At 71.4% G+C, this 21,384-nt stretch carries 19 protein-coding genes and 1 pseudogene; 6 read left to right on the plus strand and 14 right to left on the minus strand.

The annotated features are described in order from the left end of the window. Window positions 1–7 precede the first annotated feature (7 nt). The gene (locus ACLZN2_RS38365; protein WP_416984219.1) at window positions 8–2,797 is read right to left on the minus strand and encodes a penicillin acylase family protein; all 2,790 of its coding nucleotides are present in this window, start codon (window positions 2,795–2,797) and stop codon (window positions 8–10) included. Between the two features lie 210 nt (window positions 2,798–3,007). On the opposite strand from ACLZN2_RS38365, the gene ACLZN2_RS38370 reads away from it, so the two are divergent. Both ACLZN2_RS38370 and ACLZN2_RS38375 read left to right on the plus strand, forming a co-directional pair. Then, window positions 3,008–3,616: a hypothetical protein gene (locus ACLZN2_RS38370; RefSeq protein ID WP_416984220.1), complete on the plus strand. Its 609-nt coding sequence runs from the start codon at window positions 3,008–3,010 to the stop codon at window positions 3,614–3,616. Window positions 3,617–3,798: 182 nt separating this feature from the next. Beyond that, window positions 3,799–4,875: an RNA ligase (ATP) gene (locus tag ACLZN2_RS38375; RefSeq protein WP_416984221.1), complete on the plus strand. Its 1,077-nt coding sequence runs from the start codon at window positions 3,799–3,801 to the stop codon at window positions 4,873–4,875. Between the two features lie 116 nt (window positions 4,876–4,991). Here the strand turns inward: ACLZN2_RS38375 and soxR are convergent, their stop codons facing one another. Further along, window positions 4,992–5,453: a redox-sensitive transcriptional activator SoxR gene (soxR, locus tag ACLZN2_RS38380; RefSeq protein ID WP_416984222.1), complete on the minus strand. Its 462-nt coding sequence runs from the start codon at window positions 5,451–5,453 to the stop codon at window positions 4,992–4,994. A 109-nt stretch (window positions 5,454–5,562) separates the two neighbouring features. On the opposite strand from soxR, the gene ACLZN2_RS38385 reads away from it, so the two are divergent. Further along, the gene (locus ACLZN2_RS38385) at window positions 5,563–6,024 is read left to right on the plus strand and encodes a MaoC family dehydratase (protein WP_416984223.1); all 462 of its coding nucleotides are present in this window, start codon (window positions 5,563–5,565) and stop codon (window positions 6,022–6,024) included. On the opposite strand, the gene ACLZN2_RS38390 is transcribed toward ACLZN2_RS38385, so the two are convergent. The 3 genes from ACLZN2_RS38390 to ACLZN2_RS38400 form a co-directional block, all read right to left on the minus strand. Further along, window positions 6,015–6,650: a TetR/AcrR family transcriptional regulator gene (locus tag ACLZN2_RS38390; protein WP_416984224.1), complete on the minus strand. Its 636-nt coding sequence runs from the start codon at window positions 6,648–6,650 to the stop codon at window positions 6,015–6,017. The genes ACLZN2_RS38385 and ACLZN2_RS38390 overlap by 10 nt on opposite strands. 108 nt (window positions 6,651–6,758) lie before the next feature. Next, window positions 6,759–7,046: a YiaA/YiaB family inner membrane protein gene (locus ACLZN2_RS38395; RefSeq protein WP_416984225.1), complete on the minus strand. Its 288-nt coding sequence runs from the start codon at window positions 7,044–7,046 to the stop codon at window positions 6,759–6,761. Between the two features lie 71 nt (window positions 7,047–7,117). Beyond that, a complete protein-coding gene (locus ACLZN2_RS38400; protein WP_416984249.1) occupies window positions 7,118–8,269 on the minus strand; it encodes an acyl-CoA dehydrogenase family protein in 1,152 nt (383 codons plus the stop codon). A gap of 64 nt (window positions 8,270–8,333) precedes the next feature. Between ACLZN2_RS38400 and ACLZN2_RS38405 the strand changes: the two genes are divergently transcribed. Beyond that, window positions 8,334–8,966: a TetR/AcrR family transcriptional regulator gene (locus ACLZN2_RS38405; RefSeq protein WP_416984226.1), complete on the plus strand. Its 633-nt coding sequence runs from the start codon at window positions 8,334–8,336 to the stop codon at window positions 8,964–8,966. Between the two features lie 36 nt (window positions 8,967–9,002). Continuing rightward, window positions 9,003–9,212 (plus strand): annotated as a pseudogene (locus ACLZN2_RS38410) (ArsR/SmtB family transcription factor); the annotation flags it as partial. Between the two features lie 29 nt (window positions 9,213–9,241). On the opposite strand, the gene ACLZN2_RS38415 reads toward ACLZN2_RS38410, so the two are convergent. The 9 genes from ACLZN2_RS38415 to ACLZN2_RS38455 form a co-directional block, all read right to left on the minus strand. Then, window positions 9,242–10,321, minus strand: a complete 1,080-nt coding sequence (locus tag ACLZN2_RS38415; RefSeq protein WP_416984227.1) for a Zn-dependent alcohol dehydrogenase — start codon at window positions 10,319–10,321, stop codon at window positions 9,242–9,244. 13 nt (window positions 10,322–10,334) lie between these two features. After that, entirely contained in the window at window positions 10,335–11,723 is a 1,389-nt protein-coding gene (locus ACLZN2_RS38420; RefSeq protein ID WP_416984228.1) for an aldehyde dehydrogenase family protein, read from the minus strand. 90 nt (window positions 11,724–11,813) lie between these two features. Beyond that, window positions 11,814–12,701 carry a class F sortase gene (locus ACLZN2_RS38425; protein WP_416984229.1) on the minus strand — a complete coding sequence of 296 codons (888 nt, stop codon included), beginning with the start codon at window positions 12,699–12,701 and terminating at the stop codon, window positions 11,814–11,816. Further along, window positions 12,688–13,386 (minus strand): hypothetical protein, encoded by a 699-nt coding sequence (locus ACLZN2_RS38430; RefSeq protein ID WP_416984230.1) that lies wholly within the window; start codon window positions 13,384–13,386, stop codon window positions 12,688–12,690. The genes ACLZN2_RS38425 and ACLZN2_RS38430 overlap by 14 nt, the downstream gene beginning before the upstream one ends. Before the next feature lie 102 nt (window positions 13,387–13,488). Beyond that, window positions 13,489–14,730: an MFS transporter gene (locus tag ACLZN2_RS38435; protein ID WP_416984231.1), complete on the minus strand. Its 1,242-nt coding sequence runs from the start codon at window positions 14,728–14,730 to the stop codon at window positions 13,489–13,491. A gap of 28 nt (window positions 14,731–14,758) precedes the next feature. Next, on the minus strand, window positions 14,759–16,171 hold the full coding sequence (locus tag ACLZN2_RS38440) for a CitMHS family transporter (RefSeq protein WP_416984232.1): 1,413 nt from the start codon (window positions 16,169–16,171) through the stop codon (window positions 14,759–14,761). Window positions 16,172–16,296: 125 nt separating this feature from the next. Then, entirely contained in the window at window positions 16,297–18,537 is a 2,241-nt protein-coding gene (locus ACLZN2_RS38445; RefSeq protein ID WP_416984233.1) for a molybdopterin oxidoreductase family protein, read from the minus strand. 101 nt (window positions 18,538–18,638) lie between these two features. Next, entirely contained in the window at window positions 18,639–19,256 is a 618-nt protein-coding gene (locus ACLZN2_RS38450; protein ID WP_416984234.1) for a TetR family transcriptional regulator, read from the minus strand. 80 nt (window positions 19,257–19,336) lie between these two features. Next, window positions 19,337–19,861: a hypothetical protein gene (locus tag ACLZN2_RS38455; RefSeq protein ID WP_416984235.1), complete on the minus strand. Its 525-nt coding sequence runs from the start codon at window positions 19,859–19,861 to the stop codon at window positions 19,337–19,339. Window positions 19,862–20,037: 176 nt separating this feature from the next. On the opposite strand from ACLZN2_RS38455, the gene hmgA reads away from it, so the two are divergent. Next, window positions 20,038–21,366 carry a homogentisate 1,2-dioxygenase gene (gene hmgA, locus ACLZN2_RS38460; RefSeq protein WP_416984236.1) on the plus strand — a complete coding sequence of 443 codons (1,329 nt, stop codon included), beginning with the start codon at window positions 20,038–20,040 and terminating at the stop codon, window positions 21,364–21,366. The last annotated feature ends 18 nt before the right edge of the window (window positions 21,367–21,384 follow it).

Raw genomic sequence — 21,384 nt, forward strand, 5'->3', positions numbered from 1 at the left:
GTAGCGCTTACCGGTGGGACGTGAACTCGACCACCTGCTGGAAGGTGGGCCGGTTCTGCCAGCTGATGTTGTAGTGCTTGATGCCGCCCAGGGTGCGCTGGACGATCGAGTCGGCGCACCACTGGTCGCCCGCCGAGCACAGGTCGTCACCCGGGTAGACCTGGGCCGCGGTCTTGCCGGCCGCCGTCTTCAGGGTGCTGATCAGGATGTCCCGGCAGCCGCTGAGGGTGCCGCCGCCGCAGTACTTCTGCGTCAGTCCGCCCTGCACGGTCTGGCCGAGCACGGCCCGGATGTCCTTGTCGACATAGCTCCACCAGCCGTACTGGAAGGAGCTTCCGGCGTGGGCCCCGGTCGGGCCGTGGGCGGCCGACGGGGCCTCGTCGATCGGCAGGTTGGCGGTGAACGCGGTGTACAGGTCGGTGCCGAGGCCCGATTCGAACTCGCCCTGGACCAGCAGGGGCCACCAGGCGTCCATGATGCGGATGGCGTCGGCGTTGGCGTAGGCCTTCGAACCGGCCGAGGTCTCCGTGCGCTTGGCGCCCGCGGTCAGCCAGGTCTGCAGCTTGCTCACCGCCGCCGCGGCCGTGGAGTCGGTGACCGTGGAGCTGTTGATCACCTTCAGCAGGTTGGGCAGGACGTTCTCGGCGCGCAGGTCCGCGAGCGCCGCGTCCGCCATCGCCTTCACCAGGGAGGCCCGGGTGACCCCGCCGGCCGCGACGAGCGCCTTGACCCGGCTCTCCAGGAGGTTGCCGCGGTGCACGGAGCCGTCGCCCCAGGAGGCGGTGGTGTAGTTGAGGGCCTGTTTGTTGTTCCAGGAGATGTAGTAGTCCTGGTCGATGGAGTTGGGGTGCTCCGAGGCCGGGGTGTAGGTGGCCGTGTTGGTGGCCGGCACCCAGTTCTTCCACTCGTAGGCCGTCTGCGCCCACACCGGGAACTCGGAGTCGACGCCGGTCGCGCGCACCGGGTTGTCGCCGCTGTTGTAGTACGCGGTGTGCGTGGAGTCGGCGTAGAACCAGTTGAAGGTGTAGTTGATGTGCTGCACCGCGCTCTGGAAGGTCTGCGGGCTCTTGACGTAGTCCGGGTCGTTCAGCATCTGGAAGCCGATGATGGAGTCGGCCTCGTGCATGAACGACGAGCGCAGAGTGGTGTAGGCGACCTTCTTGCCACCGACGGTCGCGCGGTACTCCACGGGGCCGTACTTGGTGCGGTACACCCGCATCGTGTACGAACCGGCCGCGGTGTCGTCGGCGGTGGTCGGCTTCCAGGAGTTCTTCTGCTCGACGACGTCCATGGCCGTGCAGGTGCCGTGGTACAGGTAGTGGTAGTCGTCCTGGCACAGTTCGACGGCGTAGGTGTCGATGATGTCCTGGCCGGAGGTCGTGGCGGACCACGCGTAGTCCTGGCCGCGGCCCAGTTCGACGTACATGCTCAGGCCCGCGAAGGAGGCGCCGCGGGCGCTGATGCCCGGGCCCTGGATCTCCTGGAGCATGAGCAGCTGCGGGGCGAAGTAGCCGGTCTGCGGGCCGAAGACGGCGATCGGGTGACCGCTCGCGGTGTGCGAGCCGCTGACGACGAGGGCGTTGGACATGCCGCGCCGGGCCGAGCTGAGGGCGGTCGCGGTGGCGGCCTCGGCGGTGGCGGAGGCGCTCTGGTCGCCGCCGGTGCCGGTGGCGTCGTAGACCAGCGGTTCCGTGCTGACCGTGTCGGCGTCGGGCAGCGCCTGGCCCTGGGCGGTGTCGGGCTTGGCGCCGTACGGGAAGCTCTCGCCGTTGTGGACGGTGAGGACGGCCTCGGGGTCGTTGCGTTCGCGGAACGCCTCCCAGGCCTTGGTGCCCTCCGTCACGCCGTACTTCTCCTGCGCGGCGAGGAGCGAGATGGCGTTGTTGACCTCACCTCCGCCGCCGGAGCCGAAGAGGGCGCCGATCACCGAGGCGAGGGCCACCAGGTCGGTGACCTTGAAGTGGTCGATGGTTCCCGCGTTGGTGATTGAGTCCTTGTGGCCGGTCAGGACGTACTCACCGGGGAAGTAGCGGCCGCTGTCGGAGGCGTCGATGTAGGCGTTGATGCCGTCGAGGTAGGCGTTCGCGTCCGCGAGGGCCTGTTGGCCGCGGGTGCCGTTGGCGGCGACGGCGTTGTCGATCTGGGCCTGGAGGTCTGCCTCGGTGTACGGAGCGTTGCGCCAGAACTGCTGCTCGAGACCCTGGTTGGAGGGGTCGCCGCCGGCGAAGGCGGTGAGCTGGCCGCGGCCGACGTGGCGGAAGACGTCCATCAGCCACAGCCGGTCCTGGGCGGCGGCATACCCGGCGCCGAACTCGGTGCCGTATCTGGTGGTACCGGTGATGTGCGGTACGCCCGTCTTCTTGTCGCGGACGATCGTCACATCGGTGCGGCCGGCGGGACTGAGGGTGGAGGCGACTTGATCGGAAGCGACACCGAACGACGCGTCGTTGAAGAAGGTGTTGATCGTGGCGTTGGTGAGGGTCGAGTAGCCCTTGGCCAGGTTGGCGTAGGGGCCGAGCTGGTCCTCGGCGTGGTCGGGCTGGGTGCCGAAGGCCTGGTTGAGCAGGATCTGCGCGAGCGTGGCGTTGCCGTTCTCACCGGGCGGCAGGATGTCGGAGCACTGGCCGCCGCAGTAGTCGTTCGCGGCGGTGACGTCGGCCGCCGCGGCCGTCGTCTGGGCGAGGGGCGACAAAAGACCGGCAATGAGCGCGCATATGGATGCGGTCTTCAGGAACCCGGGGAATCTGCCGGGAGTTCTCAGTCTGTCGAGAGTGAAGCGTGGGGTTCGCCGTGGCATCGGCTGCTCCTAGCGACGGGGGAGTCGGCGGAAGGTTACCGGCGGTATCCCCGGGATTGAAGATGAACATGCGTCAAGTTTTCGGCAGGTGGGGGTCGGTGGAGATCGGAGGGAGCCGAATCGCATGTCGATACGTCTATTCGACGACGTCCGTACGACGACGCCGAAGTGACCGAAGTACAGGTGCAGATGTGACGGAGGTGCAAGGCGATGGCGGGTTTCCGGAGTCTGGCGAGACAGGCGCGAGACGCGCGGTGCGATCTGGCACTGCGGCGTTACTCGCTCCGCAAGTGCCTTGAGCGGTTTGCCCCCTACGGGCACAGGGCGACCTGGGACCATCTGTGCTCTCGGGCCGGGTTCGGCCCCGAGGACCGCTCCCCCGACCCGGCGCGGCTCGTGGCCGCGTTGGACGAGCTGGAGGAGGCGCGCACGGTGTGGCTGGCCTACGAGGCGGAGTTCGCCGAGCGCCGCAAGAAGGAGAAGCACGACGGGCTGCGCAGGCCGGGCAGTGTCGACGACTGGCACCGGCTGACCTGGGGCGGCTTCGGCGTGGCGTGGTGCGACGACCCGCGGGTCCACCCCCGTGAGCCGCTGGCCGAGGTGCTGCGCCGGCTGATCAGCGCGCTGGAGCGGGAACCGGGCCACTCCTGCCCGGTCTGCGGCGGCGAACGCCTGCAGTGGAAGTACGACCTGGACCACGAACCGTCGGCGGGCCCCGTCTGCACGGACTGCGGCATCCTCGTACCGCGGCCCGTCCTGACCCCCGAGGCACTGGCGTACGCCCGGCGCGGACGGCTGCTGGTGTCCGTGTCGGCCTGAGGTCCCCCGAGAGCACGGGAGCACACCGGGGGTGCGCCGGGGATGCCGCACCCCCCTTCGTCACGACCGGGGCGTACCGCGCGAGCGGGCCATAGCAGGTTCTAAACGGTTCGCTCCATCCCTTTCCCACAAGGACAGTTGGGGGTGATGAAACCGAGCTGAGGAACCGAAGGAGCCCCTTGATGTCGACGCTGCGCGTCACCGCCGAAGTCCTGACCGTGCACGAGCACCCCAACGCCGACGCCCTCGAACTGGCGCAGGTCGGCCTGTACCGGGCCGTCGTCGCCAAGGGCGCGTACCGCACCGGTGAGGCCGCCCTCTACATCCCCGAGCAGGCGGTTCTCCCGACCGCGCTGGTCGAGGAGCTGGGGCTGACCGGGCGGCTGGCGGGCAGCAGGTCGGACCGGGTGAAGGCGGTGCGGCTGCGGGGCGAGTTGTCGCAGGGGATCGTGTGCCGGCCGAAGGCGCTGGCGGACGTCGACCTGACGCGGGCCGCCGAGGAGGGCACCGACTTCGCGGAGCGGCTCGGCATCGTGAAGTGGGTGCCGCCGATCCCGCCCACCATGAGCGGGGACGTCGAGGCGGCGGCGGATCTGCTGCCGTGGGTCGACATCGAGAACATCCAGCGTTACCCGGGCATCTTCGAGCCCGGCGAGCCGGTGGTCCTCACGGAGAAGCTGCACGGCTCGGCGTGCCTGCTGACGTATGTCGCCGCCGAGGGGCGGGCGTACGTGTCCTCGAAGGGGTTCGGCGCGAAGTCGCTGGCGCTGGTGGAGGACCCGCGGAACCTGTACTGGCGGGCGGTGCGCGGACACGGCGTCGCCGAGGCGGCGGCCCGCGTCGCCGAGCGGCTCGGGGCGCGGCGGGTCGGTGTCTTCGGCGAGGTGTACGGCTCGGGGGTGCAGGACCTGACGTACGGCGCGGACGGGCGGCGCGAGACGCTCGGGTACGCGGTGTTCGACGTGTCCGTGGAGGTCGGGGGTGTGGTGCGGTGGCTGGACACGGCGGAGGTGACCGGGCTGCTGGAGGGGGAACTGCCGCTGGTGCCCCGGCTGTTCGAGGGGGCGTACGACAGTGAGGTCGTCCTGGGGATCGCGACCGGGCGGGAGACCGTGTCCGGGCGGGAGCTGCATCTGCGGGAGGGTGTGGTGATCCGGCCCGTTGTGGAGCGGTACAGCGCGGTGACCGGGGGGCGGGCGATCGCGAAGGCGGTGAGTGGGGCGTATCTGACGCGGAAGGGTGGGACGGAGTACGAGTGAACCTGGGGTGCGGCGGGGCGGGGGTGGGTCGCGCAGCCCGGCGCTGACGGGGTGCCGCCCGCGCCCACCCGTGCCGCCCCAGCGGCACGACTGCCCGCGGCTCAACGGGGTCCCCCCTACTTCCTCCGCTCCCCCAGGAGGCGCGACCCCGTGAGCCGTTCGCCGAAGACGTCGTCCGGGTTGGACAGGACGCATGTGTCCAGGGAGAGGCAGCCGCAGCCGATGCAGTCGGTGAGGTGGTCGCGGAGGCGGTTGAGCTGCTGGATCCGCCGGTCCAGTTCCGCCCGCCACCTCTCGGAGAGCCGCGCCCAGTCCTCCCGGGTGGGCGTGCGTTCCTCGGGGAGCTCAGCGAGGGCCTCGCGGATCGTGGCGAGGGGGATCCCGACCCGCTGGGCGGCGCGGACGAAGGCGACCCGGCGGAGCGTGTCGCGGTGGTAGCGCCGCTGGTTGCCCGCGGTACGGCGGCTGGTGATCAGCCCCTTGGACTCGTAGAAGTGCAGGGCCGAGACGGCGGCACCACTGCGCGCGGCGAGCTGGCCGACCGTGAGCTCATGGATCTTCTCGGGAATCTGAGGCACCCCTCGAACCCTACCGGCCCCGTCCGCTACCATGCTAAGCAGTCGCTTAGCAGATGAGACTGCTGGATGAGACCGCTGGATCAGACCGCGCGAGAGGGCCCGAGACGACATGGCAGAGCCGAGGATCTTCACGTCCGCCGAGGAACTGAAGGCGGCGGTGGGCGAGCAGCTGGGATACACCGACTGGCTGGAGATCGACCAGAAGCGGATCGACCTGTTCGCCGACGCCACCGGTGACCACCAGTGGATCCACGTCGACCCGGAGAAGGCCGCCGCGGGCCCGTTCGGGACGACCATCGCCCACGGGTATCTGACCCTGTCCCTGCTGCCGCTGTTCGGGCCGCAGCTGATCAGCGTCGAGAACGTGAAGATGGGCGTCAACTACGGCACGAACAAGGTGCGTTTCCCCTCGCCCGTCCCGGTGGGCTCCCGGCTGCGCGCCACCGCGACGATCACCGGCGTCGAGGACGTGACCGGCGGTGTCCAGGTCACCGTCGCCTTCAGCGTGGAGCGCGAGGGCGGGGACAAGCCGGTGTGCGTCGCGGAGTCCGTCTCCCGCTACTACCTCTGATCGCTCGCCGCGCCCACCATCCGCAGCACGAGGTCGGCGTACAGCGCGCCGACCTCGTCCGGTGTGCGGGGACCGTCGACGTTGAACCAGCGGGCCACGTCGATGCAGAGGGAGAGCACGGCGAGGGTGGTGCCGTGGACGTCGACGACCTGGAACTCCCCCGCCGTCACGCCGTCCTCGATGATCCCGCGCACCTCGGCGTCGACCTGCCGGCGCAGCGCGAGGATCTCGGCGCGGGCGTCGGGACCGAGGGCGTCGAGTTCGTACTGGACGACCCGGGCGGTGGTGCGCCGCCCCGCGTGCCAGCGGACGAAGGAGCTCACCGCCTCCGCGAGCCGCTGCGTCGCACTGCCCTCACCGGCCGCCGCCGTGCGCAGGATGTCCAGCGCACGGTCGTGGCCGATCCGGCTGATGCGGTGGAGCAACTCTTCCTTGGTCTTGTAGTGGATGTAGAGGGCGGCCGGGCTCATGCCCGCGCGTCCCGCGATGTCACGGGTCGTCGTCGCGTGGTAGCCCCGCTCGGCGAAGGCCTCCACGGCGGCGACCAGCAGTCGCCGGGCCGCGTCAGGGGTGACCTCTTCCCACGGCTCGATCTCGCCGCCGGCCGTCTCCTGAGCCGTACTCATCCCTCGCTCGCCCCTCTCGGTACAGTCGCTCCACCATACCGCCGAAGGTGAGCGGCCGCTTAGAGTGGCCGCTCAGCCCAGGGAAAACCCTCAGTTCCCCCCGAACCCTCAGATCTTCTCGAAGGGGTCGTGCTCGGCGAGGAGCTTCTCCAGCCGGGCCTGGTCGACCCGGCTGACGATCGTCCCGGCCTCCTGCCGGTCGCGGATCACCTTCGCCAGGGTGAAGGAGGAGGTCACCAGGTACAGGACCGCGATGGCCAGGAACGCGCGCACCCAGGCGTCGGCGTCCATCCGATAGATCCCGATCGCCGTGGCCGCCATGGCGATGGCGAAGGACGCGACGGCCTGCCCGTAGAACGCGGCCGTGTTCTGCTGTTTGACCGGTGTGTCACTCATGAGGGAAAGGATCCCGCCGTTGTGGCGGGCGCCATATCCGTACGGGTACTCAGACGGATACTCAGCTGAGCTCAGAACGCCGACACGCCCGTCAGCGCCCGCCCGATGACCAGCTTCTGGATCTGGCTGGTGCCCTCGTACAGGGTCATCACGCGGGCGTCCCGCAGCAGCTTGCCCGCCGGGTACTCGTCGATGTAGCCGTAGCCGCCGAAGACCTGGAGAGCGTTGTTGGCGGCGCGCACGGCGGCCTCGGAGGCGAAGAGCTTGGCCTTGGAGGACTCGACCGCGAACGGCAGCCCGCGGTCGATCAGATCGGCGACCCGCCAGGTCAGCAGCCGGGCCGCGTCGACGTCCACGGCGATGTCGCTGATCAGCTCCTGGATCAGCTGGTGGTGGGCGATGCTCTTGCCGAACTGCTCGCGCTCACCGGCGTACCGCACGGCCGCGTCCAGGGCGGCCTGGGCTATGCCGACACAGCCCGCCGCGACCGACATCCGGCCCTTGGCGAGGGCCGACAGGGCGACCGAGAAGCCCTTGCCCTCCGCGCCGAGCAGGGCGGACGCGGGCACCCGGACGTCCTGGAGGACCAGCTCGGCGGTGGCCTGGCCGCGCAGACCGAGCTTGCCGTGGACGGTACGGCGGGTGAGGCCGGGGGTGTCGGTGGGGACCAGGAAGGCCGAGACGCCCTGGTGGCCGGGGGCGTCCGTGGAACGGGCGAACAGCAGGACGACATCGGCCCAGGTGCCGTTGGTGATGAACATCTTGCTGCCGTTGATCACAAAGTCGTCGCCCTGGCGGACCGCCCGGGTGGCGAGGTTGCCCGCGTCCGAGCCGGTGCCTGGCTCGGTGAGACCGAAGCAGCCGACGTACGCACCGGAGGTCAGCCCGGGCAGCCAGCGCCGCTTCTGCTCCTCGCTCCCCCAGGCCGCGATCGTCTTCGCGACCAGCCCCAACGACACGGAGACGATCCCGCGCACGGACGAGTCACCCCGCCCCAGCTCCTCCGTGACCAGGCAGTACGTGAGATGGTCGCCGCCGGAGCCGCCGTACTCCTCGTCGATCGTCAGCCCCAGGAAGCCGACCTCGCCGAGCTTCTTCACGATGCCCCGGTCCACTTCCTCGGCACGGTCCCAGGCGATCACGTTCGGGGTGATCTCGCGCTCGACGAAGTCCCGGGCCAGCCGCCGTACGGCCTCCTGCTCGTCAGTGAGCCCCAGATGCACCACGAGATCACCTCAGGTTAAATTAGCACTGCTAGTTTCCATGGCCAGCCCTACTATGTGCGCCATGGCCCGACCGCGCAAGCCCCTTCTCAGCACCGACCGGATCGTCGAGACCGCGCGGGCGCTCGTGGACGCGGAGGGCCTGGCGGCCGTCTCCACGCGCCGGCTCGCCGCCGAACTGGGGGTCAGCGGGCCCTCCCTCTACAACCACTTCCGCACCAAGGACGAGATCCTGGAGGCCGTCGCCGACTCGGTGAGCGCCCAGATCGATCTGTCGATGTTCGAGGACGGCCGGGACTGGCGGACCGCGCTGCACGACTGGGCGGTCTCCTACCGCTCCGCCCTGCGTGACCACCCGAACATCGTCCCGGTCCTCGCCCAGGGCCCCGGCCGCCGCCCGGCCGGCCTCAGGGTCGCCGACGCGGTCTACGGCGCGATGGTCGCGTCGGGCTGGCCCCCCGCCCAGGCCACGTCCATCGGCGCGTTGATGCGCTACTTCATCATGGGCTCGGCGCTGGGTTCGTTCGCGGGCGGTTTCGTGGACGACGCCGAGGCCTACGACCCGACCGACTACCCCCACCTGGGCCAGGCCCACCTCCTGGCAGAGCAGCAGGAGAAGATCGACGAGCGCGCCTTCGAAACAGGCCTGACGGCTCTCCTGGACGGCCTGGCAACACAACACCGCCAACTGTCCTAACCTTTGGGGGCGCGGGGCTGTATCGATGTGCGGCTCCGCCGCGCGGGCGTCGCCGCCTCCACCCTCAGCGAGCACCTGGGCAAACTGGTCAAGGGCGGACTCCTGGCCGAGGAACGGCAAGGCCGGCACCGCTACGTACGCCTCGCCGGCCCCCGGATCGCCCAGCTCGTGGAGGACCTCGCCGCCCAGGTCGCCCCGGACCCTGCCGTACACCTCCGGACGCTGCGGGCCGCGAACGCCGGGGCGAGGAAGCAGCCGGCGACGAAGGCGCCGGGCTAGAAGACCACCAGGGCCCGGCCGCCCTTGCCCGCCAGCATGTTCTCGAAGGCCGCCGGGATGCCGTCGAGGGCGATGCGGTCCGTGACCAGTGCGGAGAGGTCGAGGCGGCCCTCGCGGACGTGGTCGGCGAGCACCGGCAGGTCCTGCGCCGGGTTCGAGTTGCCGTAGACGCAGCCGGACAGGGTCCTGCCCCAGTGGAAGAGTTCCAGGGCGTTGAAGGTGACCTGCTGGTCCTTGCCGCCGATGCCGACGACCGTGGTGCGGCCGCCGCGCCGGGTGGACTCCCAGGCCGTACGGATGGTGACGGCGCGGCCCACGCACTCCACGGCCACGTCGACGCCCTGCCTGCCGGTGAGGGCGCGGATCTCACGGGCTGTCTGCTCGGAGGCGACGACGTACTCGGTGGCGCCCGCCGCCCGTGCCAGTTCCTCCTTCTCCGGAGAGACGTCCACCGCGACGATCGTCGAGGCGCCGGCGATCCGGGCGGCCTGGAGGGTGGCCAGGCCCACCCCGCCCGCGCCGAAGACGGCGACGGTCTCGCCGGCGCGGACACGCGCGGAGTGGTGGACGGCGCCGTATCCGGTGAGGACCGCGCAGCCCAGGAGTGCCGCGTCGGTGAGGGGGACGCCCTCGGGCAGCGGCAGGACGCAGGAGGCCTTGACGACGGTCTCCTCGGCGAACGCGGCGACGTTCAGCCCGGGGTGGAGGTCGGTGCCGTCGGCGGTGCGGGCGTACACGTCGGCGGAGCCGCCCAGGGCGTTGGCGCACAGCCAGACCTCGCCGAGGCCGCAGGCGTGGCAGTCCCCGCAGGACGGGGCCCAGTTGAGGACGACACGGTCGCCGGGCGACACATGGGTGACCCCTTCGCCCACCGACACGACCGTGCCCGCGCCCTCGTGGCCGAGGACCGCCGGGACCGGCACCCGCATGGTGCCGTCGGACAGGGAGAGGTCGGAGTGGCAGACCCCGGCGGCGGCGAGGCGGACGCGGACCTGGCCGGGGCCGGGGTCCGGGAGGTCGATGTCGGTGATCTCCAGGGGAGCACCCACGGCGGGGAGTACGGCGGCGCGGACCATGGCGGCAACCTCCTCAGAACTGCAGGGACTTGGTCTGGAGGTACTCGGCGAGACCGTGCGCGCCGAGTTCGCGGCCGACGCCCGACTGCTTGTAACCGCCGAACGGGGCGAGTGGGTTGAAGCGGCCGCCGTTGATGTCGACCTGGCCGGTGTCCATGCGCCGGGCGAAGGCCACCGCTTCCGCCTCCTCCCCCGCCCAGACCGCTCCGCCCAGGCCGTAGACCGTGCCGTTGGCGATCCGCAGGGCGTCCTCCTCGTCCTCGTAGCGGAGGATCGAGAGCACCGGACCGAAGATCTCCTCCTGGGCGATGGTCATCTCGGGAGTGACGTCGGCGAAGACCGTGGGCGCGACGAAGTAGCCTCGCTCGCGCGGGGATTCGGGTCCGCCGGCGACCAGCCGGGCGCCCTCGGCGACGCCCTTCTCGATGTAACCGCGTACCCGTGCCTGCTGCTTGGCGTTCACCAGCGGGCCGATGCGGTCGCCGTACTTGGCGGCGGCGGTCGCGGCCAGCTCCACGGCCTCGTCGTACTGGTCGCGGTGGACCAGCATGCGGGTCCAGGCGCTGCAGGTCTGGCCGGAGTTGGACATCACGTTGGCGACGCCGACGTTGACCGCCCTGGCGAGGTCGGCGCTCGGCAGGATGACGTTGGCGGACTTGCCGCCGAGTTCGAGGGCGACCTTCTTGACGGCGGCACCGGCCGTGGCGGCGATCTGCCTGCCGACGGCCGTGGAGCCGGTGAAGGAGACCAGGTCGACGCCCGGGTGCTCGGCGAGGGCCTGGCCCGCGACCGGGCCGAGGCCGGTGACGAGGTTGAACACCCCGGCCGGGACGCCGGCCTCGTGGACGGCCTCGGCGAAGAGCTGTGCGGTGAGCGGGGTGTCCTCGGCGGGCTTGAGGACCACCGTGCAGCCCGCGGCCAGGGCGGGGGCGACCTTGGCGACGATCTGGTGCAGCGGGTAGTTCCAGGGCGTGATGGCGCCGACCACGCCGATCGGCTCGTGCAGGACGGTCGAGTTGCCGACCTTCTCCTCGAAGGAGTGCGTGGCGGCGAGGTCGGCGTAGGAGCCCGCGACCGCGATGGGCAGGCCCGCGTGGACCGCCTGGGAGAGGGCGGGCGGGGAGCCGAGTTCGGCGGTGACGGTCTCGGCGATCTCGTCCTTGCGGCTCGCCAGGGTGTCCCGGAGCGCGGTCAGCCGGGCGGCGCGCTCGGCGGGCGGGGTGGCCGCCCAGGCCGGGAGCGCGGCGCGGGCGGCCCGTACGGCGGCGTCGACGTCCTCGGCGTCACCGGCCGGGACCCGGGCGATCACCTGCTCGTCGGCCGGGTCGACGACCTCGATCACGTCCCGGCCCGCGGCGGGGCGCCAGGCGCCGTCGAGATAGATGCCGTCGTGTGCCTTCATCGCGTTCCTTCCGGCGGTGGTGGTCCTCCGCGCCCCAAACTAGCGTTGTTAGTTTTCGGGCACCAGGGCCGCCGGACGACTGCGTTCAGGTCAGCTGCGGCGGGGGTTCGGTTCGCGGACGAGGGTGAGGTGGGCGAAGACGACGAGGTTGCCGTCGTAGCCGGTCCTGCGGTGGAAGGTGCCGCCGCAGGTGATCAGTCGCAGCTCGGGGCGGCCGCGGTCGCCGTACACCTCCCCGTTGGGGAAGTTCGCCTTCTCGTACCTGCGCAGGGCGTCGATGGCGTAGACGGCGGTACGGCCGTCCGCGCGGCGGACCTCGATCAGCTTGCCGCGCTTCAGCATGGAGAGGCCCGCGAAGACGGCCGGGCCGTTGTCGGTGTCGAGGTGGCCGACGGCGACGGCGGTCCCCCGCTCCCCCGGTCCCGGGCCGTCCGCGTACCAGCCGACGCGGTGCGCGTCGTCGTCCGATGGCGCGGGCAGCCGGCGTCTGTCGTCGAGACGGAGGTCGAGGACGGGGGCGTCGACGCCGATGTAGGGGATGGCGAGTCGGGTGGCTCGGGAGTGCGGGAGGGGGAGGAGATAGGGGGCGGTGGGGGTGGCGGCGGGGCGAGCGGGGGCCGGCTGGGCGGGCCGGCCCGGCTGCCCCGCGCCGGTCTGTCGAACCGGGCGGCCGGGGGACGGGCCCGCGGGGTTCTGGGGTTCGTCGGGGGACGGCGTGCTCCGGGGGCGGGAGTCGCCGTCCTGGGGGTGGGGCGGTTGGTACGGGTCCCGGCCGTCGGCGGGGTCGCCCGGTTCCGCTTCGGCGACCTGGGCGGAGCCCCCCGGGCCGGCCGCGGCCGTGCCCGGGGGTTCCTCGTCCTGGGTCCAGTGCACGCACCCCGTGACCAGCGTGGCGGTCAGCACGACCGTCCGGGTCAGGCGGTAGGCGCGCGTCCGGTACCAGGGCCTGCGCCTGCGCCTCCGTCTACGCGGCGCCATGCGGCCGGCGACGGAGCCGGAACCAGACCACCCCGCCGACCGCGGCCACACCTACGGCGGCGGCACCGGCCACCGGGCCGAACGCGGCGTCCCGGGCGAGCCCGCCGCCACCGGCGGGCGGACCGCCGTGGGGGCCGCCGGGGTAGCCGTGCGGCGCCTTGGTGGTCGGGGCCTGCGTGGTCGGGGGCTGTGTCGTGGGGGTGCCGGTGGGGCTCGGCGAACCGGTCGGGCTCTGCGAACCGGTGGGGCTCGGCGAGCCGGTGGGGCAGTCGTCGACCCAGAAGGTCTTCTGCTTGCCCGGACCGCCGTCGCCGTCGGCGGTCAGGAAGGAGAGCATGTAGTGCCCCGCGGGGAGGATGATGCTCTCGCTCTGCCCCGTGCCGTCCGCGCCGATGGTGAGCGTGCCGTCGGCTCCGGCGGATCCGGTGGAGGGCGGCTGGGTAACGATGGTCCAGGTGGCCCCTCCCGCTTCTTCCGGGTCGAAGTTGGAGGCCGCGAGGTAGAACTCGCAGACGTGCGGGTCGTTCTCCAGCCTGTCCTGGTCGGTTCGGATGTCGTGGATCTTGATGTCCCCGTCGGTGGCGGCGAAGGCGTGCGCTCCGGTCAGGGCGCTCCCCGCGACGGTGAGGGCCGCGAGGGCGGCGATACGGGCGCCGGCGCGGCGGGGGCGGGGCGTGATGTGCATGCAGGCTCCTCCGAGTCAGATGATTTTCATACAAATCACTGTTCAACTGACTCTTTGTCACATGCGCACGCCGAACGGGGGGAGCCTCGCCCTACGAACCCGTCAGCTGTCCCTCTTCCGGCCCACGGCCGACCCGGACCGCCGGGGTTCGTCGACCGCCTCCGGTGTCTCGGCCGGCTTCGCCGGTGACCGCAGCGCCACGCCCGCCGACAGGAGCAGCAGCGCGCCCAGCATCACGAAGGGCGCGGCCACCCCCGCCACCCCGGCGACCAGGCCCGCGGTGGCGGGCGCGGCGACCTGGCCGAGGCGGTTGCCGGTGAGCCGGAGAGCGAGGGCCGTGGAGCGGGCGCCGTCGGGGGCGGCCTGCACGACCGTCGTCATGGACAGCGGCTGCCCGACCCCGAGGCAGAAGCCGAGGACGGCGAGCATCACGCCGAGGGCCCAGACCGGCACCGGCAGCGCGATCCCCGCGCACAGCAGGGCGGCCAGCAGACAGGTCACGGCGAGCAGCGGCGTCCGGCCGAGCAGCCTGAGCAGCGGGGTGAGGACGAGCCGGCAGGCGATGGTGGCCGCCGCGCGGACGCTGAGCAGGACCCCGATCACCGAGGGGGCGATGCCCCGGTTCTCGCCGACCACCGGGAGGTAGGCGGTGAGGATGTCGGTCGCGGAGAGCACCGCGAGGCTGACGAAGATGCCGGCCGGGACGCCCCGGGCGCGCAGGATGCGGCCGACGGGGACACGATCACCCTTCTCCGTACGGGACTTGGACGTCGTGGCGCGGTCTTCGATGCGCCACAGGGAGCTGAACGCGACCGCGCAGCCCGCGCCCGCGACGAGCAGGGCGAGCGCGCTGCTGTCGGCCATGTCGTCGCCGCCGATGAGGGCGCCCGCCGCGACCGGCCCGATCAGCTGGCCGAGGGAGGCGCCGATGGTGAAGTGGCCGAAGTTGCGGTCCTGTTCGTGCGGGGCGGACTGGCGGGCGACGAGCGACTGGGAGCCGATGACGAAGCACAGATGACCGAGACCCATCACCCCGCTCCACAGGGCCATCGCCCACAGCGAGTCCGCGAGGCCGCTCAGGGCGCAGCCGCCGGATATGAGGACCACGCCCACCGGCAGCAGGGGGGCGCAGCGGCCGTGGTCCGTGCGGCGGCCGAGGGGTACGGCGGCGAAGAGCGGCAACAGCGCGTAGACGCCCGCGATGATGCCGACGGCCCGTTCGTCGGCGCCCAGCGCGAGGGCCCGGTAGGAGACGGCGGGCCGCGCCATCGACACCGCCCCCTGCGCGAACGAGAAGGCGATGACGAGACGGAGCAGCCAGCCGCGGTTCCTGCCGGGCCTCACGAGGTCCTCCAGTTGCTCGGGGAGCGGGTCAGACGATGCCGAACAGGATGCCCGCTCCGAGGATCACCAGACAGGTGAGGGCGGCCCACTTGACCACGAAGCGGGTGTGGTCGCCGAACTCGACCTTGGCCATGCCGACGAGGACGTAGACGGCGGGGACGAGCGGGCTCGACATGTGCAGGGGCTGGCCGACGAGCGAGGCGCGGGCCATCTCCAGCGGTGTCACCCCGTGCGCGGCGCCGGCCTCGGCGAGGACCGGCAGGACGCCGAAGTAGAAGCCGTCGTTGGACATGAAGTAGGTGAGCGGGAGGCTCAGCAGGCCGGTGACGAGGGCCATGTGCGGGCCCATGCCCGAGGGGATGACGTCCACCATCCACTTGGCCATGTGGTCGACCATGCCGGTGCCCTGGAGGACGCCGGTGAAGACGGCGGCGGCGAAGACCATGCCGGAGACGTTGAGGACGTTGTCGGCGTGGGCGGCGAGCCGGGCCTTCTGGTCGGGGATGTGCGGGAAGTTGACGGTGAGCGCGGCCGCGGCGCCGAGCAGGAACAGCACCGGGATCGGCAGCCACTCCATGATCATGGCGGTGAGAAGGGTGACCGTGAGCAGCGCGTTGAACCAGTACAGCCTGGGGCGCAGGGTGGCGCGGTTCGGGTCGAGGCCCTTGAAGCCGTCCTCGGGCTCGTCGTCGCCGAGGGCGGCGGTGCCGGCCGGACCGGTCGCCGGGGTGGCGCCCTTGTCGGTGCCGGAGCCGCCGCCGGCCCCGACGAGGACCGTCTCCGTCTGCTCGACCCGCTCCTCGACGAGCGCCTCGTCCAGCGTCAGCACGCCGAGCCGCCCCCGCTCACGGCGGCCGAGGACGTACGAGAGGGCGAACACGAAGAGGAGGCCGACGGCCAGTGCCGGGATCATCGGCACGAAGATGTCGCTCGCGTCGACCTTGAGCGCGGTCGCGGCGCGGGCGGTCGGGCCGCCCCAGGGCAGCGTGTTCATCACACCGTTGGCCATGGCGGCCACACCGGTCATCACGACCAGGCTCATCTTCAGGCGCTTGTACAGCGGGTACATCGCCGAGACGGTGATCATGAAGGTGGTCGAGCCGTCACCGTCGAGGGAGACGATCGCGGCGAGCAGCGCCGTGCCGACGACGATGCGCAGCGGGTCGGCCTTGCAGAACCTGAGGATGCCCCGGACGATCGGGTCGAAGAGGCCGACATCGATCATCACACCGAAGTAGACGATCGCGAACATGAGCATCGCCGCCGTCGGGGCGAGGCTGCCGACGCCCTCGATGACGTAGTCACCGAGCTTGGCGCCCTTTCCGACGAAGACACAGAACAACGCGGGGATCAGCACGAGCGCCGCGATCGGCGACATCTTCTTCATCATGATCAGGACCAGGAAGGTCGCGATCATGGCGAAGCCGAGGATGGTCAACATGAAATGGATACCTAACGTTCGCCCTTGAACATCCCACCTGGGGGTCGGCGGTGCGATGACGTTAGGTCCGTTCAATCGGCGTTAACAAGTAGTTGACGTGCGAGCAATAAGCGCAATATTCCAGGTCACGGCGTTGCCGGCAGTGCTGTGATCTCGACGGGCACGCCGTTGAGGACCGCGTTGCCCGACAGGGGGTCCAAGAGACTGCCGTCGAGGAGCTGGTTGACGTTGACGCCAGGGTCCGTCGCGGCGTGGCTGAGGCGGGTGCCGGGGCGGTCGTGGCCCCAGCCGTGCGGCAGGCTGACCACGCCCCGGCGCACGCCCTCGGTGACCTCGGCCGGGGCGGCGACCTCTCCCCCGGCGCCCTTCACCCGCACCGGCTCCCCGTCCCGTACGCCGAGCCGCTCGGCGTCCTCGGGGTGGATGTGCAGGGTGCAGCGGTTGGTGCCGCCGGTGAGGGCGGGGACGTTGTGCATCCAGCTGTTGTTGGAGCGCAGGTGCCGACGGCCGATCAGGACGAGCCCGTCCGGCAGCTCGTCCAGGGAGCGCCGGAGCCTGGGCAGGTCGTCGGCGATCGGCTGCGGCAGCAGCTCGACCTTGCCGCTGCGGGTCTTCAGCGGCTGTGGCAGACGTGACCGCAGCGGCCCGAGGTCGATGCCGTGCGGATGCGTGAGCAACTGTTCCAACGACAGCCCGTCCGGTCGTACGCCGAAGCCGTCGCCGTAGGGGCCGAGGCGCAGCATCATGTCGATACGGCGCTCGGGCCCGTTGTCGCCGGTGAGCAGTCCGGCGAGTTCCTTCGGGTCGCGGCCGTGCACGGGCGAGTGGGGCTCCTTGACCGCCTTGCCGAGGGTCTGGCCGATGACCAGGTCGTCGACGGCGGACGGGTCGGCGCCGTGCATACCGGTCGCGGCCAGGATGAGCCGGGCGAAGATCTCCGTCTCGGCCATCCGGCCGGGCTCCAGCGGGACCGCGGGGCGGCTGTAGCGGACCTGGTTGCGGACGGCGAGGGTGTTGAAGGCGAAGTCGTGGTGCGCGCTCTGGGAGGGCGGGGGCGGCGGCAGTACGACGTCGGCGTGGCAGGTGGTCTCGTTCAGGTACGGGTCAATGCTGACCATGAAGTCCAGGCCGTCCAGGGCCTTGTCGAGCCGGTTGCCGTCGGGCGCCGACAGCACGGGGTTGGCCGCGGAGGTGATGAGCGCCCGGATCGGCTCGCCCTCCGCCGTCGCGGTGTCGATCTCCTCGGCCAGCGCGGACAGCGGCAACTCGCCCTTGGCCTCGGGGTGTCGGCTCACCCGGGAGTGCCAGCGGCCGAGCTGGAAGCCGTGGCCGGGTCCGGCGGGGCGCGGTGTCCGGTCGGTGGCGGCCTGCGGGAAGAGGGCCCCGCCGGGTCGGTCGAGGTTGCCGGTGAGGACGTTCAGGACGTCGACGAGCCAGCTGCCGAGGGTGCCGTACGGGACGGTGCAGCTGCCGATGCGCCCGTACACGGCGGCAGTCGGCGCCGCGGCGAGCTCACGGGCGAGGGCGCGGATGGTGTCGGCGTCCACGTCACAGGCGCCGGCGACGGCCTCGGGCGTGAACTCCCGTACCTCCAGGCGCACTTCCTCGACCCCCTGCACATGCGGCGCCAACTCGCCCAGATCCACAAGGCCTTCGTCGAACAGCACATACGCCATCGCCGCGAGGAGCAGCGCGTCGGTGCCGGGGCGGATCGCGATGTGGCGGTCGGCGAGCTTGGCGGTGCGGGTGCGGCGCGGGTCGATGACGGTGAGGGTGCCGCCGCGCGCCTTGAGGGCCTTGAGCTTGCCGGGGAAATCGGCGGCGGTGCACAGACTCCCGTTGGACTCGAGGGGGTTGGCGCCGATGAGCAGGAGATGGTCGGTGTGGTCCAGGTCCGGCACGGGGATGGCGTTGGCGTCGCCGAAGAGCAGCCCGCTGGAGACGTGCTTGGGCATCTGGTCGACCGTGGACGCGGTGAAGATGCTGCGGGTGCCGAGCCCGCCGAGCAGCACCGGCGGGTAGAGACCGCCCGCGATGGTGTGGACGTTGGGATTGCCGAGGACGACACCGACGGCATGGGGCCCGTACCGCTCGACCACACCCCGGACACCGGCGGCGACCGCGTCGAAGGCCTCCTCCCAGGTGGCCTCCCGCAGCTCGCCGTCCTTGCGCACGAGCGGGGTGCGCAGCCGGTCCGGGTCGCCGTCCACGGCGCCGAAGCTCGCGCCCTTGGGGCAGATGAACCCCTTGCTGAACACGTCCTCCCGGTCCCCTCGGGCACCGGTGACCGCGCTCCCCTCGATGGTGAGCGTCAGCCCGCAGGTGGCCTCGCAGAGGGGGCAGATACGCAGGGCGGTGCGGGACACGGGTCCTCCCGAGGGGGCGGCGGCGTTGCCTTCGTCCCGCCGAGCATACCGACCGGTATGCCCAACGGCGAGGGGTCACCTCGGCACAACCCGGGGGACGCTCAGTCCAGCACCCGGCCCAGATAGGCCCGAAGCAGCTCCCGCATCTCCTCGATCACCTTCTCGTCCCCCTCCGGGTCCACGCGAAAGGCCAGCTGAACGAGGGTGTCGGCGGTCTCCACGGCGATCAGGAAGGTGCGGCGCAGATCGTCGTCGGGGGTGCGGTCGAGATAGGCGGAGAGAAGGTCGGTGAGACGGTCGGCGACCCGGTGATTGGGTTCGGCCTGGCGGGCGCCGACCGGGATCTGGTTGCCGAAGTCGACGAGGGAGAAGCCGGGCGCGGTGCGCTTCATGGCCAGGTACTCGTCGAGCACGGCGTCCATGGCGGCCCGCCAGTCGCCGTGCGGGGCGCCCGTCAGCCGCTCGGTGACGCGCTCGGACCAGCGCTCCAGGTTGCGCTGGGCGAGGGCGTCGGCCATCTGCCGTTTGTTGCCGAAGAAGCGGTAGACGGAGCCGATCGGAACGCCGGCGCGCTGGGCGACGGCGCGGGTGCTCAGAGCGTCGTAGCCGACCTCGTCCAGCAGGTCGGCGCAGGCGTCCAGGATCCTGGTGAGCCGTTCGGCACTGCGCCGCTGGACCGGCGCACGACGGAGGGATGTCGCTTGGGGCACGGACTTCATGATGCCTTTCCGTCGTGGCCTGGTGGAACCTCGCCCCTCGGTACGGGGAAAGGTGGCCGATACACTCACCCGGACCGCACTCACCCTGACTCGGAGGCGGTGGGCGACGGCTCCGAGGCCGTGATGTCCGCCGTGCTCTCGACGGGCTTGCCGTCGACGGCCCAGACCGTGCCGTCGTCCGCGTACAGCCGCGCGGTGACCTCGTGCGTGCCGTGCGGCAGATAGCCGGCCGGGATGCGGTAGGCCGGGGTGCGCAGATCGGCCACGGGCTGGCCGTCGACGTAGAGCCGGGCGGTGCCGCGGCCGGTGACCGCCTTGGCCGACGCGCCGGACGGCGAGAAGCGGAAGCCGCTCAGCCGCAGCCGGACGTCCCAGCTGCCGTCGGTGTCGGGCTGGACCTCGACGCCCACCCGGGGCGCGCCCTGCTTGTCCACCTCACGGTAGTGGCGCCCGTCGTCGTCCGTGTCGTCCAGCACCTTGCCCACGGGTGAGGGCGACAGCACGGTCCCCTGTTCCCGGGCGTCACCGGAGCCGCAGCCCGCGGCTCCGGCCAGCGGCAGGACACAGACCGCGAGCGCGGCGACGGCTGCGCGCTTCCACGACATGCCCGGGAGATTAGAGCACCTGTCCGACACGCGGATCCCCCTGGGGTCTGGTTCTGGCCGGGTGTGATCGTCCTCAGTGAGGAGGAACGGCGGACCTCTTGCGCCCGTGAAAACGCAATCCTACGGTGATGCATAGGAATCGGCAGGGCAAGGAACCGCGACGCGAGGGAGCGACGATGAGCAGCGGGGACGCGCGCAAGACCGCCGAAGGGCTGTCCTACCTCTCGGGGTTCGGCAACGAGCACGCCTCCGAGGCGGTGCCGGGCGCGCTCCCCGAGGGCCGCAACTCACCGCAGCGCGCCCCGCTCGGCCTGTACGCCGAGCAGCTCAGCGGTACGGCCTTCACCGAGCCGCGCGCCCACAACCGCCGCTCCTGGCTGTACCGGATCCGCCCCTCCGCCGCGCACCCGGCGTTCACCCGCGTCGGCAACGGCTCGCTGCGCACGGGCCCGTTCACCGAGACGGTCGCCGACCCCAACCGGCTGCGCTGGGACCCGCTGCCCGAGCCCGCCGAGGGCACGGACTTCCTCGCCGGTCTGTGGACGCTCGGCGGCAACGGCGACGCCGCGCAGCGCACCGGCGTGGCGGTGCACCTCTACCACGCGAACGCGCCCATGGACCGGGTCTTCGGTGACGCCGACGGCGAGCTGCTGATCGTCCCCGAGCGGGGCGGTCTGCTGCTGCGCACGGAGTTCGGGCTGCTGCACGCCGAGCCGGGCGACATGGCGCTGATCCCGCGCGGGGTGCGCTTCCGCGTGGAGCTCCTGGACGCCTCCGCGCGCGGGTACGTCTGCGAGAACTACGGCGCCCCGTTCCGTCTCCCCGACCTCGGCCCGATCGGCGCCAACGGGCTGGCCAACCCGCGCGACTTCCGCGCGCCCGTCGCCGCGTACGAGGACGTCGAGAGCCCGGTGGAGGTGGTGAACAAGTTCTGCGGCAACCTCTGGAGCGCGACGTACGGCCACTCGCCCCTCGACGTCGTCGCCTGGCACGGCAACCATGTCCCGTACGTCTACGACCTGCGCCGTTTCAACGTCATCGGGACCATCTCGTACGACCATCCCGACCCGTCGATCTTCACGGTGCTGACATCCCCGTCGGACACCCCGGGCCTGGCCGGGGTCGACTTCGTGGTGTTCGCGCCGCGCTGGCTGGTGGGCGAGGACACCTTCCGGCCGCCGTACTTCCACCGGAACGTGATGAGCGAGTACATGGGGCTGATCGAGGGCGCCTACGACGCGAAGACGGCTGGAAAAGGCGGCTTCGTGCCGGGCGGCGGCTCGCTGCACAACATGATGTCGGCGCACGGCCCGGACCGGGAGACCTTCGACCGGGCGAGCGCCGCGGAGCTGCGGCCGCAGCGGGTCGACGACGGACTCGCGTTCATGTTCGAGACGCGGTGGCCGCTCACCCTCACCCCGCACGCGGCGGGCGCGGACCATCTGCAACAGCGCTACGACGACGTGTGGAACGGCCTCGAACGGCACTTCCGCCCCTTGCCCTGACGAATTCCGACCGGTACG

It is taken from the genome of Streptomyces sp. T028, from assembly GCF_048159505.1.
Classification (GTDB): Bacteria; Actinomycetota; Actinomycetes; order Streptomycetales; family Streptomycetaceae; genus Streptomyces.

Bases quoted from the DNA above. Each gene is read 5' to 3' on its own strand.
- hmgA (WP_416984236.1), top strand. From the start codon at position 20,038: ATGAGCAGCGGGGACGCGCGCAAGACCGCCGAAGGGCTGTCCTACCTC.
- ACLZN2_RS38450 (WP_416984234.1), bottom strand. From the start codon at position 19,256: ATGAAGTCCGTGCCCCAAGCGACATCCCTCCGTCGTGCGCCGGTCCAG.
- ACLZN2_RS38455 (WP_416984235.1), bottom strand. From the start codon at position 19,861: ATGTCGTGGAAGCGCGCAGCCGTCGCCGCGCTCGCGGTCTGTGTCCTG.
- ACLZN2_RS38430 (WP_416984230.1), bottom strand. From the start codon at position 13,386: ATGCACATCACGCCCCGCCCCCGCCGCGCCGGCGCCCGTATCGCCGCC.
- ACLZN2_RS38440 (WP_416984232.1), bottom strand. From the start codon at position 16,171: ATGTTGACCATCCTCGGCTTCGCCATGATCGCGACCTTCCTGGTCCTG.
- ACLZN2_RS38375 (WP_416984221.1), top strand. From the start codon at position 3,799: ATGTCGACGCTGCGCGTCACCGCCGAAGTCCTGACCGTGCACGAGCAC.
- ACLZN2_RS38405 (WP_416984226.1), top strand. From the start codon at position 8,334: ATGGCCCGACCGCGCAAGCCCCTTCTCAGCACCGACCGGATCGTCGAG.
- ACLZN2_RS38395 (WP_416984225.1), bottom strand. From the start codon at position 7,046: ATGAGTGACACACCGGTCAAACAGCAGAACACGGCCGCGTTCTACGGG.
- ACLZN2_RS38390 (WP_416984224.1), bottom strand. From the start codon at position 6,650: ATGAGTACGGCTCAGGAGACGGCCGGCGGCGAGATCGAGCCGTGGGAA.
- ACLZN2_RS38425 (WP_416984229.1), bottom strand. From the start codon at position 12,701: ATGGCGCCGCGTAGACGGAGGCGCAGGCGCAGGCCCTGGTACCGGACG.
- ACLZN2_RS38415 (WP_416984227.1), bottom strand. From the start codon at position 10,321: ATGGTCCGCGCCGCCGTACTCCCCGCCGTGGGTGCTCCCCTGGAGATC.
- ACLZN2_RS38365 (WP_416984219.1), bottom strand. From the start codon at position 2,797: ATGCCACGGCGAACCCCACGCTTCACTCTCGACAGACTGAGAACTCCC.
- ACLZN2_RS38420 (WP_416984228.1), bottom strand. From the start codon at position 11,723: ATGAAGGCACACGACGGCATCTATCTCGACGGCGCCTGGCGCCCCGCC.
- ACLZN2_RS38370 (WP_416984220.1), top strand. From the start codon at position 3,008: ATGGCGGGTTTCCGGAGTCTGGCGAGACAGGCGCGAGACGCGCGGTGC.
- ACLZN2_RS38385 (WP_416984223.1), top strand. From the start codon at position 5,563: ATGGCAGAGCCGAGGATCTTCACGTCCGCCGAGGAACTGAAGGCGGCG.